We start from the raw sequence: 17451 nt of genomic DNA, 5'->3' as shown, positions 1-17451 counted from the left end.
TTCCGAAAGGAGCTCTACGATGAATCAGCACAAACCTTGGACAATTTACGTCATTCAACATTCCCATACCGATGTCGGCTATACCGAGCGTCAAGAAAAAATTCGTCAATATCATGTCAATTATATTCGGCAGGCTCTGCAAATTGTACGTGATATTGAGAGCGGCGCCAGACCTGACTTAAAAGGCTATAAGTGGGTATGTGAAACCTATTGGCCTGTTGAATCCTTCCTATTGAAAGCCACAGACATAGAAAAAGAAGAACTCGCTCATGCGGTGAAGAAAGGTTATATCGGTCTCTCCGGCACCTATCTCAATTTCGGTGAGCAATTAAATCAAGAGATACTCTCTATCATGATTAAGCGGATAACAGATTATGGACAATCGATTCAATTCCCGGTACGTTCTGCGATGACGGCAGACATTACAGGCTTTGGTTGGGGATACAGTCAAGTGCTGGCGGATGTAGGTATCGAGAATTTGATTACATGTATTCATACGCATCATTCCATGTTTCCACTGTGGAAGAAGCAGATTCCGTTCTGGTGGGAAACGCCGAAAGGAGATCGTATTCTCACCTGGAGCGGTGAGCATTACATGTTCGGCAATGATCTTGGATTGACCCCAGGCATTGGCGGATCTTATACGATTCGCGATGATCATGATGTCCGAAACGGTGTATCCTTTGAAGTGGCCGAAGCACGTTTTGATCGTTATTTACAGCAATTGGTTGCTGATGGTTACACGTTCCCGTTCGTACCGGTGATGGTGTCCGGACTTCCTACCGACAACGGCTCGCCGAACGCAGCGTTGATGGATTTTGTGAATCCATGGAATGAGAAGCATGGCGAACGCATCCGGATTCAACCGGCGACCTTGGACGATTTCTTTGCAGATTTGAGAGCTTATGCAGAGGAGCATCCCGAGGAAATCGAGACCTTCCGTGGGGACTGGCCAGATTGGTGGACAGATGGCTCGGCGACGACGCCGATGCATGTACAGATTTTCCGTGAAGCACAGCGTGTCTATACAAAGGTGAAGCTATTAGATCCCGCATGCGAGATCGTCTCCAAAGAACGTCTTGAAGCAATGGAATATGAGCTAGCGCTATTCGCTGAGCATACATGGGGTTATCATTCCTCGGTCACCGAACCTTGGAATCCGTTCGTTCAAGAGCTTGGCTGCAGGAAAGAAGCCTATGCGGCCAATGCCAGCTCACTCGCTCATACCGCTTTATACGACATCCTTGAGGCTCGCGGTGACGCTTTGCTTCGTCCTAATTGTCCAATGAAATTTGAGTTATATAATCCTAATGATTTTGCGCAAACTGATTATGCTGAACTCATTATGGAAGGCTGGAATATATCGGAATTGAAGAACGGTTTTGAAGTCATGGATGAATCGACGGGCACTGAATATGAGGTGCAAATGGTTACAGGGCACCGCGGTGTCATCCTTACCATTCCGGTAACGCTTCAGCCAAAGCAGCAGGTAGAATTGACGATCAAGTCTCTTATCAATCACAAACCTGTAACTGCGTATCGAACAGATTATGTAGGCTCGGATCGTATGTTGGATATCATCCCGCCAGTCGCACCGAAGCTTCAGGTTACGCCGAAATATATGGAATCGCAATACGTAAGACTTGAATGGGAGATCGGTGCTGGCATCACGAAATGGATCGACAAGACCGTGAATCAGAACCTGCTTCGTGCAGATCGGAATCACCATGCATTTTCTCCTGTTTATAATGTGACTCGGGCAGCTAACGAATTTGGTATGTATGATGTTCGGCGCAAGATGGGACGCAATCGTAGAGGCCCTGATGCAATTACTTCTGTGGGAACACTGGTTAATGTTGATATTGTTGAAAAAGGCGCACTATACGCTAAAGTTCGTCTGACATACAGCGTCAATGGCTGCAGTCATTATTCCTTACTTGTCACCTTATACAGTGATCGTGCGCGAATTGATGTTGCCGTACGCATGCATAAGGAAAGTGTATGGGACCCAGAAAATCTATACATTTCTCTTCCGTTCGGAAGTGCTCCCTCTTCACCGCAGCAAGAACTATGGATTGAAAAAACCGGTGCGTCAGTACGACCGCGTATCGACCAACTCCCGGGTTCCCTTGCCGATTTCTACTGTGTTGATGAGGGTGTGGCGTATATCAGTGAAGGACGAGGGATTGCGATTGCCATGCCGGACACGCCGCTGATTCAAATCGGTTCATTAGACTATGAGGATCGTCTTCTGAGCGGCCATCCGGAGCTTGCCCATGATCCAGCCTACCTGTACTCATGGCCCATGAATAATTATTGGGAGACAAACTTTAAGGCGACACTGGGAGGATTCTATGAATTCCGATATTATGTTACTTGGGGTGAGGAACTTCATACCCCAGAATCTGCAATGAAGGCGTGCAGGAGCATGAACGCGGGTATCCTGTCTTGGAGAACAAATTTATAAGCAATAATCATTGAAAATAATCTCCCTACAAGATGTCTCTTCTCCCTTAACATAGTAAACTAAAAAGTTGATCTGCAAAATAGATCAACTTTTTAGTGTCACGTAAATTGAGGGCTTCTCCGAGATTAAACCTCCCCATCGTTCAACATGCCATCATTAATGGATATAATGGATATTTTACTGTTTAATTTTATATATTTCTTCTTCCAGACGTTCCAATTTACGTGTGCTAATACAATTTGAGCCGGTTTAGCGTTTTTCTCTGAAGCGATTTTTATTACCAGTTTTTGAAGAACTGCTCATCGTTTAAGACAAACGTGGATTATAGTCTAGGCGAGAATCGCAAAACAGGCTAAAGAACTGCTCCCGATATTACACCGGAAGTTATTCTTTAGCCTGTTGCTTGGTAAGATTGATCGAATGCTCAGAGGAGCTCTTGCTTTTTTTACACTCCAACTTCTCCGATCATTTGCTGTTCGATTTGTTTCATCTCATAAAAATAGCCTTTTTGCCCCATCAACTCCGAATAGGACCCCGTTTCGACTACCCTGCCTTGGTCCATGACCACAATCTGGTCCATCTCTTCCAATCCGGTTAGCCGATGACAAATCAGGAGAAGCGTATCATTAGCCGCCTGTGCGTAGAGATGCTTCAAAACATGATGCTCTGTCACATAATCCAGCGATGAAGTGGGTTCGTCCAGAAGCCATACCCGTCCTTTGCGGAGCATCGCTCGCGCCAGAGCCAACCTCTGCTTCTCGCCGTCTGACAGATTCTCCCCTTTTTCATACACCATATCGGTCAACGATGTATCGGGCAGCTGCATTTTTGCTAGCACATCCAACAATTGTTCGTCTGCATGTTCTTCTCCATTCAGCAGCAGGTTGTCCCGGATCGTTCCCCGGAAGAAATGACTTTGCTGAAACACTACAGTAGCCGTTTGCCAAATGCTCGTTTCATCCAGTTCCTTCACCGAAATGCCGTTTAACCGTATATCACCGGCCGTTGGTGTTCGCAGCTTGAGCAGCAATTCGATAATCGTTGATTTTCCTGATCCACTCGGCCCGACAATCGCCGTTTTGGAACCAGGTAAAATGTGCAGGGATACATCCCTGAGCGCCGGTCTCCACTCCCCTTCATATTGAAACGTAACATCGGATAGCTCCATCGTAACGGCATGATCAACAGACAATGTGCCACTTGGCTGCGAAGACTGCTCATCAAAGGTCTGAACTGTTTCCGTCAGTCGTTTGGCTGCGTGTTCGCTATCCTCTTTATACGCGGGTAATGTGGCCATAGCCGCCGCTTCTTCAAATACGGTTTGTGATGCCATAACCAGCATGGCAAGAAATACGCCTGCAAGCGCTCCTTCCATAATTAAATAGGCGCCAAGCGTAAGCACTCCCCAGGAAACGAAAAACGTAACAAAAGTGTGCATCGATTGCCCGCGCAGCAGTTGCCCGGCTGCTCGTTGCTGCTCAGCTGCCAATACAGTGGAAGCATGCTGGAGATGTTCCTCCCGCTGTGCCAATTGACCATATACTTTTAAATCCCGGAAACCGTACAACACTTCGGTAACTTCCGTGGACAGCTGCGCCCTCTGCTCACGAACGCGTCCATGTATTCTCCGCTGCCCGAGTAACACAATTCCCGGTACAACGAATGCCGTTACCAGCATACCTATTACAAACAAAACGGCAATCCAGATCGAAAAGGTAGAAGTAAACAGCACCGTAGCCAAAAACACCATGACGACCATGATCGGAGGATAAGCGACTCGCAAAAAATAATTTTGCAAACTTTCCACATCCCCAACGATCCGCGCAAGCAGATCCCCGCTTCGATTTTTGTTCAATATACCAGGCGTTAAAGGAATAAGCTTGGCAAAAAAGGATGTACGTAAACGGCTAAGCATGGAGAATGTCGCCCGGTGAGAATACAAGCGTTCTCCATAACGACTCGCCGCCCGAAGCAGACCCAGCAGTTTGACCATGGAGGTGAGTACAATTAAAGTATAAAGCGGTGGCGCAAATACCGTTTGCGAAATCAGATATCCGCTCGCAGAAAAGAGTGCCACACCGGCTATGCCGGCGATAAATCCACCCAAAATCGAAAGAATGATATCCTTGCGCTCCTGAATCATCGCCTTTGACAGAACAGCCAGTTCATTCATGAGGATATCCCCCCTTTCCGCTCTACATCAATCATCTCGGCATACTGAGGCAGGCGCTCCAGAAGCTCGTCATGTCGTCCCGAGTCCACCAACACTCCATTGTCCATAAACAAAATCTTGTCGGCTTGTTGAATCGTATATAATCGGTGAGCTACCGTAATCATTGTAGCCGTTTTTGCCAGTTTGGCTATGGAGCGTTGCAGTACCCGCTCGGTGTGCAAATCAAGTCCAACTGTGGGTTCATCAAACAAAATGATAGCAGGACGCTTCAAAAAAGCGCGTGCTAAGGCAAGCCGTTGCTTTTCCCCACCAGACAGTCCCCGGCCTCCTTCACCAACAAAGGTATCAAATCCATGCTCTAATTGGGCTGTAAGCGCAGCGAGTCCTGCTTCTTCCCCCGCCCGCTCAATTTCTGCTCTGGAGATGCTCCCACGAGCACCAATCGCAATATTTTCAGAAAATGTGCCTGCAAAAATATACGGATGCTGTGTAATGTAGCTAACATGTTCGAACCATTCGGTTTCATCGTATTGCGAGAGTGGACTTCCATTCACCAGAAGCGTTCCCGATTCTGGTTTCAGCAGACCGGCAATGAGATGTAGCAAAGTCGTTTTGCCGGAACCGCTTTTGCCAACAATGGCAATGTGTTCTCCTGGACTAAGCTGGATCCGCCCCGTCTTAAGCTCGAAAGAATCTGGAGCATACTGAAACCGGAGTTGGTCAATTACGATGGACGGCGGTATTAAAAGGTCTCCAGAATGGGTGAGTTCCAATTTGCTTATTCTGTCGGTCCTATCACCGACCTTATCCATGCTGTCGATCTCGTCGATTCCATCGGTTGTTAATGCTCCTTCAATGCCATTAGCGTCCCTGCTCCCCCCTGCCGTTTCCTCAAGCATCTGTTCCACCTTACGAACCGCACCCATACTTGTCCGGCCACTGTGAAAGGCCGTTCCCGTATTCTTTAACAGGTTGTAAAACTCGGGAACGAGCAGCAAAACGAGAAAGGCGGTGTGGAACGTCATAGCTTTGAAAACGAGCAACTGGATGGCCAGTTCAAGAGCGACAATGCCAATGCTAAGCATTACGATCGATTCCAGCATGAAGGTATTCGTAAACGCAATCTTCAAAATGCCCATTGTGGCATCACGATAACCCAAGCTACTGCGCTCGATCTCCTGTTGCTGACGGTAAGCCCGTCCAAATATTTTCAATGTCACCAGTCCTTGAAGAGAATCCAGAAACGTCCCTGAGAACTCAGCCAGTTGCGCATATTTTTCTTCGGATTTGTTCTTCGTTTTCAGCCCTACCAAAATCATGAACAGCGGGATGAACGGAGCAGTAAACAATAGAATGAAACCTGTGTTGGCATGTTGGATAAATGTAACGACCAAAATCAGAACCGGGATGATAGCAGCTTCCATCATACGCGGCATGTATTGACTGAAATAACTATCGGCCTCATCCACAGCATCCAGAGCAACACTGACCTTTCCTCCCGTCTGTCCACGAAGGGTTGAAGGCATGGAGGCATGAGTCAAGTTTTGCAGCACGGCAGCGCGCATATTTGTCTTAGCAGTGGCAGCCATATGTAAGCCAACTATACCGTTTCCATAAGACAACAGTGTGCGCACAGCCATAACAGCTAGAAGTATGCCGAGCAACAGGATAACCGATGAAAATGAAGCTTTCTCGACAAAAATCCGTTGGACTGCTTCAGCAAGCAGTCCAGCCTGACTCACAATAGCTATACCAAGCGCTAGTGAAATGATTGCGAGGAGAGCCATGTTTTTCCTTTGTGAAGACATTTGTTGAGAAATCAGACTGGATTTCCTCTTCATAGATCACACCTCCTTTATCTATAGGCTTGTAGGAAAACCTCAAACATGCCGTAATGGATTAATCAGCTTTATTTTTTCCCTTTAACATAATCCGCATCAAACAGGAAGAGTTTGAAGACCAGAATAAGGGATGGGATCAACAGGCATAGACCGCCGATAAACACAATTACTAACGCTAAACCCATTGCCGGTGAAGTTGCACTGCTCTGAATCGTGATATACGGATCAAGAATATAAGGGTATTGCCCAATCCCATAAGCGAAAAAGGCACAGAAAAACTGCAACATGACGCATATAAAAGCTAATCCGTAACGGCGTCCGTTATATAATAGCCACATCGCGATCATGAAGAAAGCAACGGAAAGTGCCAGTAACCACCATAAATCCATCATATTTTGAAAATGGCGCTCATTGTGTTGACCCAAATAGATAAATGCTGTCAGTGCGAGGATTATCGTGGGTGTGCTCCAAAACAGGGCGTAGTTGCGCATCAGCTTCAACGCGGAATGATCCTCCGCCCGAGAAGCGTAAAATGTCAGAAATGAGCCGCTAATGAACAAAACGGACACGATTGCCAGTCCAACGATACTCCACGATAACGGATTGGTAAACAGCGCCCAGTAATCTAGAGAAACCGTCTCCCCCTGCTTCACGATAAAGCCGCCTTCAGACAAAGTTAGCGCCACTGACAACGATGCTGGAATAAGCAAACCTGTAGCTCCGTACAAAAAAAGATATACTATGTTTTTCTTGGAACCGTAATTTTCAAAAGCATAGAATGAACCGCGAATCGCAAGAAGAATCACTGCAATGCTTCCCGGAACAAGTAACGCGGAGCCATAATAATAGGCTGTGTCCGGAAAAAATCCGACGATGCCAATATAGAAAAAGATAAAAAATACATTTGTAATCTCCCATACGGGTGATAAATATCGGGAAATCAGACGATTAATGAGATGATCCTGCTTTGTTAAACGTGCATAAAAGGCGAAGAAGCCCGCTCCGAAATCAATGGAAGCTATAATTAAATAGCCGTACAAAAACAGCCAGAGCACCGAGATGCCAATCAATTCGTAACTCATCATTCAGTGCCCCCCTTTTCCGTAAATTGATTAGGATGATCCTTCATCCATTTCTCCATCTCAGCTTCTGCCGGATTATTGTTGAACAAGCGTCTCAGCACGATTACACACATACTGCCGAGTACGATGTACAAGAGCAATAAGGCGAAGAATATAATTCTTACATTCGGTGAAGACGTGGCAGCCTCCTCAACACGCATATATCCACGGATAATCCACGGCTGTCGGCCAATCTCTGCATAAAACCATCCCAGCTCAACAGCCAGAAAAGCGAGAGGGGCGCTCAGTGCGATGATGCGAAGCATCCACTTGTTAAGCTCATTACGCTTTTTCCAGAACACAAACAGAAAATATAGAAACGAAATCGCGAGCAGAGTAAATCCAATTCCGACCATTAAATCAAACAGATAATGAACGAGAAGCGGTGGCCATTCTTCCTTGGGGAATTCCTCGAGCCCCGTCACCTCTGCATTAAAGTCTCCAAAGGCCAGGAAGCTGAGCAGCTTCGGCAGATGAAGAGCCCCTAGAACTTCATGCTCTGCATTCAGCCATCCCAATAGTACCAAATCCACACTGCTGCTCGTCTCAAAATGCCACTCTGCCGCTGCAAGCTTCTCTGGCTGATGCTCGGCCAAAAACTTGGCAGACACATCACCGGCTAACGTGTTCAGCAAACCGAATAGTAAAACGACCGCCATCATTAGATTTAAAGATTTTTTGTGGTATGCGGACACACCTTTTCTCAGCATCGCGAAGGCTGCAATCCCGGCTAACAAGGCAGCTCCAGTCAAATAGGCCGAGCTTAATACATGGAACACTTTGGAGAACGTCGCCGTATTCAGCATCGCTTGCACCGGGTTAATCGCTGTGAATTGGCCTGCTTCCATGACAAAGCCTTCAGGCTGGTTCATGAATCCGTTCACCGTCGTAATAAAAACGGCAGACATGCCTGCCCCGGCGACAATCGGTATCGTCAGCAGCCAATGGATATACGGATTTTTGAACCGACCCCACGTATACAAATAAATGCCCAAGAAGATAGCTTCAAAGAAGAACGCGAACACCTCCATGAATAACGGAAGTGCAATGACATTCCCAGCCAGTTTCATAAAATTCGGCCATACCAGGGCCAGCTGTAGTGAAATCGCTGTACCGGTCACGACACCAACCGCCACAGAAATGACAAATCCTCGAGACCACCGCTTTGCCATAAGTGTATAATGGGGGTCCTTCTTCCGAATCCCGATAAACTCTGCTATAGCGATCATTAGCGGTATACCGACGCCAATCGTCGCAAAAATAACGTGGAACCCGAGAGTCAAGCCTGTCACCAGCCTGCTCCATAGCACCGTATCAATTGCCATTCTTTACTGCTCCCTTCAAAACACTGTTCATTTTTCTATGATTAGGCCTGCTAACTGTTGGCTGCATTCAATATCAGGTTTAGCAAGGTTCAGCGACATCGTTGCCTGTTCGTTTTAGTATGACGTTCATCGTTCTTTGCTATGTAAAAAGAGAAAAAATTCACAAAGCAAGAGTTGGCGAGCCCGATTTATCTGATACTGAGCAGTCAAAATTATAATGTGACCCAATAATTAAAATCATCTTATCTTAAATTGCAAGTAATTCAATCACAGATATCTCTTAATCCCTAAACGTTCAAGAAAGGGTCAAATCTTTCTGACAACTCAGTGAATAACACAAAAAGTACCCGAAGGAGCTATTGATTGATTAGTGCATATGTGATGTCACAAGTTCCCTCCTACTTCGATGCTGGCAAAAAAACGATATTTTCTCATTTTGAGCCATAATATATCCCCCTTTTGCAACAAAAAACACTGACTCAAATCATCAGTGTTTTTTGAATTAAAGCTAATGTCATCTTCGTCATGACAAATCTTGATCTGCCAATATCATTTAGTACGACCGTAGAAAAAAGAATACCCATCTGACTTCCCAAGCTTAGTCGTCTCCGTTCCGTCCACTAGCTTGACCGCTTTCAGCAACGATACAATTTGCGTATGCATTAGCTTTGCATCAAATTTGTCCATCTCTCTGTTGTCACTTTCCACGAGCAGATAGTCGGGCATTGGAATGAAACCAATCACCGGTATCCCTGCTTCAAATAAGGGCTGACTCTCTCCAAACTCAAACTTGTTATGTCCACGCAATAATACAGTACGTGTGCTATCTGTCTTTTCAATAGCCTTCAGCCAAATGGCTGCCATCATTTCATTGCCCGCATAGGTATATTCTGTACTTATTTGTCCAGTTGGACCATAGTGACCCGTATCATCGTCCTTCCACTCCATGCTGCCTAAATGCTCAACCGTAATTCCAGCTACAGCTTTTAAATGGCCATTCTTGCCATCCCACAGCTCTCGATGCCCCTCCATCCAGGTAGAAGTCGCCTGAGAGGACCCTTTGAACTCCGGCAATCTAAAATGCCCTGTCACAAAAGCAAATATCATCGTACGTTCCGGCTGCTCCTGCTGTAAGTAACGAATCATAGACAGCATGCCCACAGCGCCATTCTCCTCCACCACATTTATCCCATCCGTATGAGTATTTACGATAATTGCTTCGTCTTTATTCTTACCGTCAATTTTCACATAAAAGGATTCTGTTGGGGCATCTTTTTGTATTACCGCTTCTAAAATAACCGTACCTTCTTTATGCTCCTGAGCTGCCCTGATAACCTTTTGCCCTTCCGTTTCATTCACCCAGATCGCAGGGATTCCAGCATAATCGGTGGTAAAAGGCACATATTGCTCTTCAACCTTATCGTCAGATACCCCTTTCCAGACTAAAACAACAGCTTTTACGCCCATTTCCTTCGCTTGCTCCAATTTAGCTTCTTTTAATGCTGTAGTGAGGACCAGATCGCCTTCATTTGGGGCAATTTGGTTGTCCATTGGAGATGAAGCCCGCATATTCATAACGATCCCACTTGGAAAATTTCTGAAATTCTCAATTTCAATGACAGCAATTTTTCCGCTGGCCTGGCCATATTCACCACGCTTCGTATACACCAGCTCCCCAGTTACACCTTTTTCGTCAGTTTCCCCGGAATAGGGAAAAGCTGAAGAGACATGAATTGCCTGCTGATCAATCATTAAAGCACTGTTCTTTTCTTCCCATCGGTCAAAAGTATAGCGATCACGAAATACTTGCAGCCCCATATCCGTTACCTGTTGCTCCAGCCAAGCAATAAACTGATTGTGACCCTCAGAGCCGGTTGTACGGCTTCCAAAAGAATTCATTACTTCAATATCTTTGAGCATCACTGCTGCAGAATCCAAATTGCGTTCATCGATCGTCACTGTCGTATCAGCAGCTAATGCTACAGGTGTTGTAATAGGTTTTGCGTAGACTCCAATACCCCAAAGTGCAGTAACGATAAGTGCAGCAATGCTGAATAACACTTTACGAACCACTAGAAACGGAGTAACTCTTCTGCTTACCTTTTGCCCCAAGAGTCCTCTCCATATGCCCGCTATGATCAGCAAGAGGATAGAAAGCGCAAGCAGCCAAAAATTTCTTGTTAGTAAGAATAACCCTTCTGCCACCATCGCACTAATAAATACTACATGTAACTTCTCACGCTTCTTTAATAGTAAAAAAGAGATGCCTAATTCTGCTAATAAAAAGATGATGGTCACGATTGAGATTACCGTTTCTTCGCCAATGAATACCGTAGCACTTAGTGCTAGGATCAAAAGCAGCACTGCTGACAATCGTCTATATAAGATTTCTAACATGACGCCCTCCCATTTTAACTAACGATTATTTTGACATTACATTTGTAATGCCTTATGGTTTTAGCATATTGAAAAGACTCATGAAAAACAATGAAACGAACATCAGAATGTACAAACGGAGGGGAAATGTCATCTCAAATCATGAATTATACAGTCCAAATACCTCTCAGCATCGTTCCAATAAAGAAACCAACCGTTTGACAAGAGAAGCCATCTGTACGGCATTAGTCTTCTTGATCCAGGAACAGCCTTTTGACAAAATCACCATCACCGATATTGTGAAGCGCGCAGGGGTTTCTCGAACAGCCTATTACAACAACTATTCCTCCAAGCAAGAGATCCTGGTGGATTTGGTCGATTCGCTTATTTTTGAAATTAATCAAAAACTCTTACCTTACACCAATGAATTAACAGGCAAAGCTAAAGAACCTCAAAAATTTATCAAAGTGCTTTTTGAAGTTATTTTTCAGCAGCGGAACATCTACAAAGCACTTCAGAGTGCAAAGTTTGATCATGTAATTCTGGATTGCTTGAATGAAATGATGCTTTCTACTGCTCATGACAAAAGCGACGAGAATGTGTACCGAATATACTTTAAAGCGGGGGCCCTCTATAATGTTCTCCTTAAATGGATACAATCAGACTTTGCAAAATCCATAGACGAAATGACCAAAATTTGTCTTGAGGTATACCATACTCCAATGTCCCAGGAATAAGGTTTAAAAATCGTGTTTATAAATGAAAAAACAAAGAAACCACGGAACCAAGTTCGGCTCCGCAGTTTAATTATCAACCCTACTATTGAATTTGAATTTGTTTCATGTACTCTTTGAATGCCTCGGCGATTTCTTTGTATTTTGTATGATGCAGATAATGTGAACCTTCCATTGGGATCATTTTGCCCTGTGCGGATTGTTTGACTTGCTCCTCATGCAGCGGAATCCACTGTTTATTGTGCTCGTTATTTGATTGAACGAAGAGAAGCAGCGGCAAGTCATTTGGCATTGTGATTTTTTCTCCATTTTTGAAATTGGAACCGAGGTGGCCCAGTTCATTCATCAACGTTGGATTGGTCGCGACTTGATTCGAAATCAAACGCATCTGTTCTTTGGTATGCTCATCGAACGCAAGCGATTCATAGGGATCTCCGCTCACTTTTTGGACCAATCTCATTAGACCTGATTTTTGAAGAAATTTCATGGCGTTCAAAGGTAATTTGACATCCATTCCGGGTTGATTGGGAACGCTGCTATCGATGCCGACAAAAGCAAGAACTTCATCCGGATATGTGTTCACATAGGTCGCTCCGTAAAGTCCCGCGATGGAATGTCCCATTAGAATGTAACGGTCTAAACCCAGTTGCTGCAATGCTTCGTGAACCTCACTTACTATATTCTCAGTCGTTCTCTCCTTCTCGGTTTCATCGCTCAAACCATAACCGAAAGGCTCGACCACCACGACTTTATAATTAGGGGTAATTTCATCGATCAGCAATTTGAAATCAAGTGCAGGCGTCGGGGTTCCTTGTCCCGGTAGGAGTACAACAGTTTGTTCTCCACTGCCTTGAATAAGCACATTCATCTTTTTCCCATCCACATTGACATACTGGCCATACGATTCGATTTTCTTTTTCTCTACCCCGTCGCTGATTGCATCAACGATAAAAACGATGCCCATGAACAGCACGAGCGCCCCTACAATACCTCCGATTATTTTTAACCATAGGTTCCGTTTCTTGTGGCTCTTAGTCCCTGTTGTTTTTATTTCTACCTTATTTGCCACGTTCATCTCTTCCCTTCCTTGTCCCTGTATCTGAAGTGCCGCCTTGACGACATATTCAAAGTGTAATCAATCAAGATGTACTCTTCGTGACGACAATATGAACGGAATATGAACAAGACAAAAAAAGAAGTTTTAGATTAACATCAAATCGGAAATGAAATAATGTTCTTGTCCTTTACTCAAAAAGCAGCGTTTCTCATTAGAGATCGCTACTTTTTATTGTATACTTCATTTAATATGTGTAGGTTCTCACTATTCTATTATTTCTCAGCACAAATCATGAATATCGGTGTTGACCGGTTTAAGACTTGCTGTTTCTCATCCAGAATTTTTGCGTTCAAATTCTCTTCAGCAAAAATATTAGCGAAGCCTTCTTTTTTGAGAGTCCGTATATCCCACTCGGGACGCCATTCTCTGGTCAGCGGCAATACAAGACTCAGACGGTCTGTCTCCTCTATGTCCTTATGATGCGGGAGTTCACCAAAGCCCTTATCTACATAGGTTTGCTGATCCTCTACTCGCTTTTGCTGCATCTCTTCGTCCCAGAGATGGCGATTCCAGTTGGCATCAAAAACCAGCAGCCGTCCCCCAGGCTTAAGTACTCTTCTCCACTCTTTGTAGGCTGACTGCGGATCGGTAAGGCTCCAGGTGACATTGCGGCACACGATCAGATCGAAGCTCTCCGCAGCAAAGTCAAGCTTGTGCGAATCCATCTTGCGGAAAGTAACGGTTACACCTTCACGAATGGAGTGGGCAAGTGCTTCTTCCAGCATATTGTCGGTGCAATCGATCGCAGTAACCAGATGCCCGGCACTCGAAAGAATCACAGAGAAGAAGCCAGGACCGCAGCCAATATCTAGGACATGCAGTCTTTCCTTCTGCGGTGCATTAGTGAGGATAAGCTTCAGCCAGGCTTCCCGCTGGAATCCGTTGAGTTCCTTCTGAATGCCTTCGCTGTACAGCTCGGCTTCGCCTTCCCAATACATTCCCACCTCTTGTTGTATACCCATTTATCATTCACTCCTTCTTGGCAAGTATCATGAACCGGTTTACATTCTGGTAACCGTATTTCAAATAATCTAGCGGCATCGCACGGGCAGGGATAAAGTTCCGGTGAACATCTATGGTTCGGAACCCGGCCTGTTTCAGCGCTGTCTCGTCAGCTTCAGGCCGTAATACATTAACATATGGCAACTCGCTTAGCAGGCTTTTATCTTGACTGCTTCGCTGGCGGATTCTTTGTTCTGTGAGTAGAATCAGTGTCCAGGACAAGGCATACCAAAGTCTATGGAATACAGTCTTGCTCTCTTTATACAAATAGTTACCGTCAAAAATAATCAGGGTCCCGCCCGGTTTTAGAATCCGATACCATTCAGCATAAGCCCTCTGTGGATCAGGAAGCGTCCATACTACATCCCTGCAGACCACTGCCTCAAAGCTATTCTCTAGCTCCATATGCAAATCGGCAGCATCAGCGACATAAGCTGGAACTTTATATCCATAACTCTCAAAATTTCGTGAAGCTCTATCGATCATTCCCTGAGAGGTATCCACCGCTGTAGGCAGATGACCCATCTGTGATAAGAGTATGGAGAAAAAGCCAGGCCCTGTTCCCACATCCAGCACCTTTTGCTGGGGAGTTGTTCCCAACCCTTTAATAAGCAGTTGTTTCCAGAGGTTTATGGTTTTTTTGCTGCGGAATTGAGTCTGTATGACTTTGTCATAACTCTCCGAGCTTGATGTCCAGTATTTCGAAATCTCTTTTAACATCATTTTTCTCCTATGTCGAGTAGATTCCAGAAGACCGGCATAAAGGTGGAGTACCCCGGTTTAAATCCAGTCACTCTATTATTTACTGCCAAGATATCGTCAGGAAAATAAATAGCTGCAAACATAGCCTCCTGATACAATTTGGAGAAAATGGAGTCATATGCGGTCTGACGTTCCTGAATATCGGTTGTTCCTACTGCTGTGTCAATCAGTGATTCTAGTCCAGGATCAGACCATACGACAGCAGATGCGTCAGCTGTTTTATGAAATAGGGACAGCAAGAATGCATGCGGATTATAGGCATCATCATAAGTCCGGTACATGATTAGATCATAGGCTTTGCTTGTCCATAAGGCATCGTAATAGGCATTCGGCTCAAGAACCTGAAGATTCACTCTAATGCCAATCTCCTTTAACTCAGACTGAACCAGTTCACTAATCGACTTCCATTCGGGATATTCAGCCTGCTGCAGCACGAAATTAAGCTCAAGCGGCGCTCCGTCCTTCTGTACAATTCCATCTCCGTCCGAATCCGTGTAACCGGCAGCTGCTAGCAGTTGCTTCGCTTCCAGCGGATTGAAGCCGTACCAAGTATTATTGGACTCCGTCACATAAGGAACTGTCAGCGGGAACAGGCTTTGAGCTTCACTGCCGATACCGTCCATAAGATCTTCGACAATGCTTTTTTTATTAATTGCCAAATTGATAGCTTTGCGCACATTCAGATCTTGAAGTGCGGGCGTTTTGTAGTTAAAGATCATGAAATGAGAGCTTGTTCCTTGTGCTTTTTGCAAGGTCAGTGAAGAATCCGCTTCAATCACTGGCACGCTTTCGACTGGAATCTTTCCCATTTGTCCCCCGGCAATGTCAATGTCTCCAGCTTGCAGCGCTAGTACTCTGGACTGTGGATCTGGGATTACCTTCAAAATAATTTTCGACAGCTTCGGCATTTCTCCCCAATAATTCGGATTTCTGACGAGTATGGCTTCCTGATCTGTTTTGTAGCTCTCTGCCATCCATGCGCCAGTTCCAATCGCTTTGATGAATTTACCCGTAATATCTCCTGCGGGTTCCACAGCGGAAGGGCTGATAATTCGGACCGGTCTTGCAAAGGATAACTCGGTTAAGAAGGGATAATACGCTTTGTTGAATGTCATTGTAATCGTATGTTCGTCCACAACAACAAGGGATTGCATCGCAGTTGCTACATTTAACGAATTGGCTGGATCCTTAATCCAGCGTTCGAAGGAGAATTTAACTGCGTCGGCATTAAACTCCGTACCGTCAGAGAATTTGACGTCATGGCGAAGATGGAACGTATATACTTTCCCATCTTCTGAAATATCCCAAGACTCCGCAAGCGACGGCAGTATTTCGCCTTTTTCACCATACTCCACTAACCCCTCATATATCATCGCGTGCACATTCATCGAACCATCATAGGCACCGGCATCCAATCGGTCTATACCGGCATCAGACGATATAGCAACAGTGACTGTCTTGTCCTGAGCTTCAGATCCTTGTGCAACTTCATTATTGGCGGTATTATTGGCTCTAGCCGTAGAATTGCTGTTATTACTGTTGCTGCAACCTGATATCAACACAACTATTACAAGAAGCATAAAGAATAACGATTTTGATAATAGGTTTTTTGTCTTAGGGTTCGTTCTCATTCTTGGTACATCCTTTCTCTACTTAACATCATAGGAATGGCTGGGTTGCCACTCCTCTCCCAGTCTCTTCTTTCTTAAGCGGGGGTCCTGCACAGGTACCGAGGAGAGCAATGTTCTTGTATAAGGGTGGTCTGCTTGCTGCAATATGGTTGCACCCGATTGCTTCTCTACAATTTCCCCTTGACACATCACAGCCACACTGTCGCAAAAACGATTTACAACTGACAAGTCATGTGTAATGAATACATAGGATAATCCCAGCTCATGCTTCAACTCCTGCAGCAGATCCATCATTTGCTTTCGCAGGGTGACATCGAGACTTGAGAAAGGTTCATCGCAGATAATCAGCTCCGGCCGCAAGGCGATTGCGCGCGCAATTCCGACCCTTTGCTGCTGTCCGCCGCTGAGTTCATGCGGATAGCGGTGAATATGCCGCCTTTCAAGTCCCACAAGCTCAAGTGTGTCTGCTACCGTGGCCCTGCGGGCTCCAGCCTTCCTCTCTCCATAGTTTCGAAGAGGCTCCCCGATAATTTGCTCTACCGTAAACAACGGATTAAATGAAGCCAGACTGTTCTGAAACACCATCTGCATCTTCCTGCGGATCATGCGCATTTCGCTAAAGGTCCAATCCGTATAATCCTCGTTCCGGTACATAACTCTTCCGGAGGATGGTTTCTCCAGTCCCAGCAGAAGTCTGGCCAAAGTGCTCTTACCACAGCCACTTTCCCCCACTAAACCAAGGGTCTCACCGCTCTCCAGACTGAGAGACAGGTTGTTGACGGCATGAACACTTCTGGCATTACGTGTGAACCACCCCCTTTCCATCCCATATTTCTTGTTCAGGCTTACCGCTTTCAATAACTTCAAGATCACCACGTCCCTGAAAAATGTAATATTACCGT

The 17451-nt window shown here is 45.3% G+C and carries 12 protein-coding genes; 2 read left to right on the top strand and 10 right to left on the bottom strand.

All coding sequences use genetic code 11. The features are described 5' to 3' along the window. Positions 1 to 19 precede the first annotated feature (19 nt). Positions 20 to 2467 (top strand): glycoside hydrolase, encoded by a 2448-nt coding sequence (locus MKY54_RS16280; RefSeq protein ID WP_339187089.1) that lies wholly within the window; start codon positions 20 to 22, stop codon positions 2465 to 2467. Between the two features lie 445 nt (positions 2468 to 2912). Here MKY54_RS16280 and cydC read toward each other — a convergent pair whose 3' ends face one another. The 5 genes from cydC to MKY54_RS16255 form a co-directional block, all read right to left on the bottom strand. Continuing rightward, positions 2913 to 4640 carry a thiol reductant ABC exporter subunit CydC gene (gene cydC / locus MKY54_RS16275; RefSeq protein ID WP_076184901.1) on the bottom strand — a complete coding sequence of 576 codons (1728 nt, stop codon included), beginning with the start codon at positions 4638 to 4640 and terminating at the stop codon, positions 2913 to 2915. Further along, positions 4637 to 6481, bottom strand: coding sequence for a thiol reductant ABC exporter subunit CydD (cydD, locus tag MKY54_RS16270; protein ID WP_339187086.1), 1845 nt, complete (start codon positions 6479 to 6481; stop codon positions 4637 to 4639). The genes cydC and cydD overlap by 4 nt, the downstream gene beginning before the upstream one ends. 68 nt (positions 6482 to 6549) lie before the next feature. Next, complete coding sequence (locus tag MKY54_RS16265; RefSeq protein WP_076126522.1) at positions 6550 to 7566, bottom strand: cytochrome d ubiquinol oxidase subunit II; 1017 nt, start codon at positions 7564 to 7566, stop codon at positions 6550 to 6552. Then, on the bottom strand, positions 7563 to 8927 hold the full coding sequence (locus MKY54_RS16260) for a cytochrome ubiquinol oxidase subunit I (RefSeq protein ID WP_076126520.1): 1365 nt from the start codon (positions 8925 to 8927) through the stop codon (positions 7563 to 7565). Before MKY54_RS16260 ends, MKY54_RS16265 begins: the two co-directional genes overlap by 4 nt. 549 nt (positions 8928 to 9476) lie before the next feature. Beyond that, the gene (locus MKY54_RS16255) at positions 9477 to 11324 is read right to left on the bottom strand and encodes a hypothetical protein (protein ID WP_339187084.1); all 1848 of its coding nucleotides are present in this window, start codon (positions 11322 to 11324) and stop codon (positions 9477 to 9479) included. An 80-nt stretch (positions 11325 to 11404) separates the two neighbouring features. Here MKY54_RS16255 and MKY54_RS16250 point away from each other — a divergent pair, with 80 nt between their 5' ends. Then, positions 11405 to 12040, top strand: coding sequence for a TetR/AcrR family transcriptional regulator (locus MKY54_RS16250; protein ID WP_217696907.1), 636 nt, complete (start codon positions 11405 to 11407; stop codon positions 12038 to 12040). Positions 12041 to 12122: 82 nt separating this feature from the next. Here MKY54_RS16250 and MKY54_RS16245 read toward each other — a convergent pair whose 3' ends face one another. The 5 genes from MKY54_RS16245 to MKY54_RS16225 all read right to left on the bottom strand — a co-directional run bounded on the left by MKY54_RS16245 (position 12123) and on the right by MKY54_RS16225 (position 17416). Further along, positions 12123 to 13112, bottom strand: a complete 990-nt coding sequence (locus tag MKY54_RS16245) for an alpha/beta hydrolase (RefSeq protein ID WP_076184906.1) — start codon at positions 13110 to 13112, stop codon at positions 12123 to 12125. Positions 13113 to 13366: 254 nt separating this feature from the next. Further along, a complete protein-coding gene (locus MKY54_RS16240) occupies positions 13367 to 14116 on the bottom strand; it encodes a class I SAM-dependent methyltransferase (RefSeq protein WP_339187082.1) in 750 nt (249 codons plus the stop codon). A gap of 7 nt (positions 14117 to 14123) precedes the next feature. Further along, complete coding sequence (locus MKY54_RS16235) at positions 14124 to 14876, bottom strand: class I SAM-dependent methyltransferase (protein WP_076184908.1); 753 nt, start codon at positions 14874 to 14876, stop codon at positions 14124 to 14126. Next, positions 14876 to 16498 (bottom strand): nickel ABC transporter substrate-binding protein, encoded by a 1623-nt coding sequence (locus tag MKY54_RS16230; RefSeq protein ID WP_339187078.1) that lies wholly within the window; start codon positions 16496 to 16498, stop codon positions 14876 to 14878. Before MKY54_RS16230 ends, MKY54_RS16235 begins: the two co-directional genes overlap by 1 nt. Positions 16499 to 16567: 69 nt before the next feature. Next, entirely contained in the window at positions 16568 to 17416 is an 849-nt protein-coding gene (locus MKY54_RS16225; protein WP_339187075.1) for an ATP-binding cassette domain-containing protein, read from the bottom strand. Positions 17417 to 17451 lie beyond the last annotated feature (35 nt).

The sequence above is a fragment of the Paenibacillus sp. FSL P2-0121 genome (genome assembly GCF_037975345.1).
GTDB lineage: Bacteria > Bacillota > Bacilli > Paenibacillales > Paenibacillaceae > Paenibacillus_AQ > Paenibacillus_AQ odorifer.
Note: the sequence above shows the minus strand (reverse complement) of the source record. Positions and strands in the feature narration are given on the sequence as shown.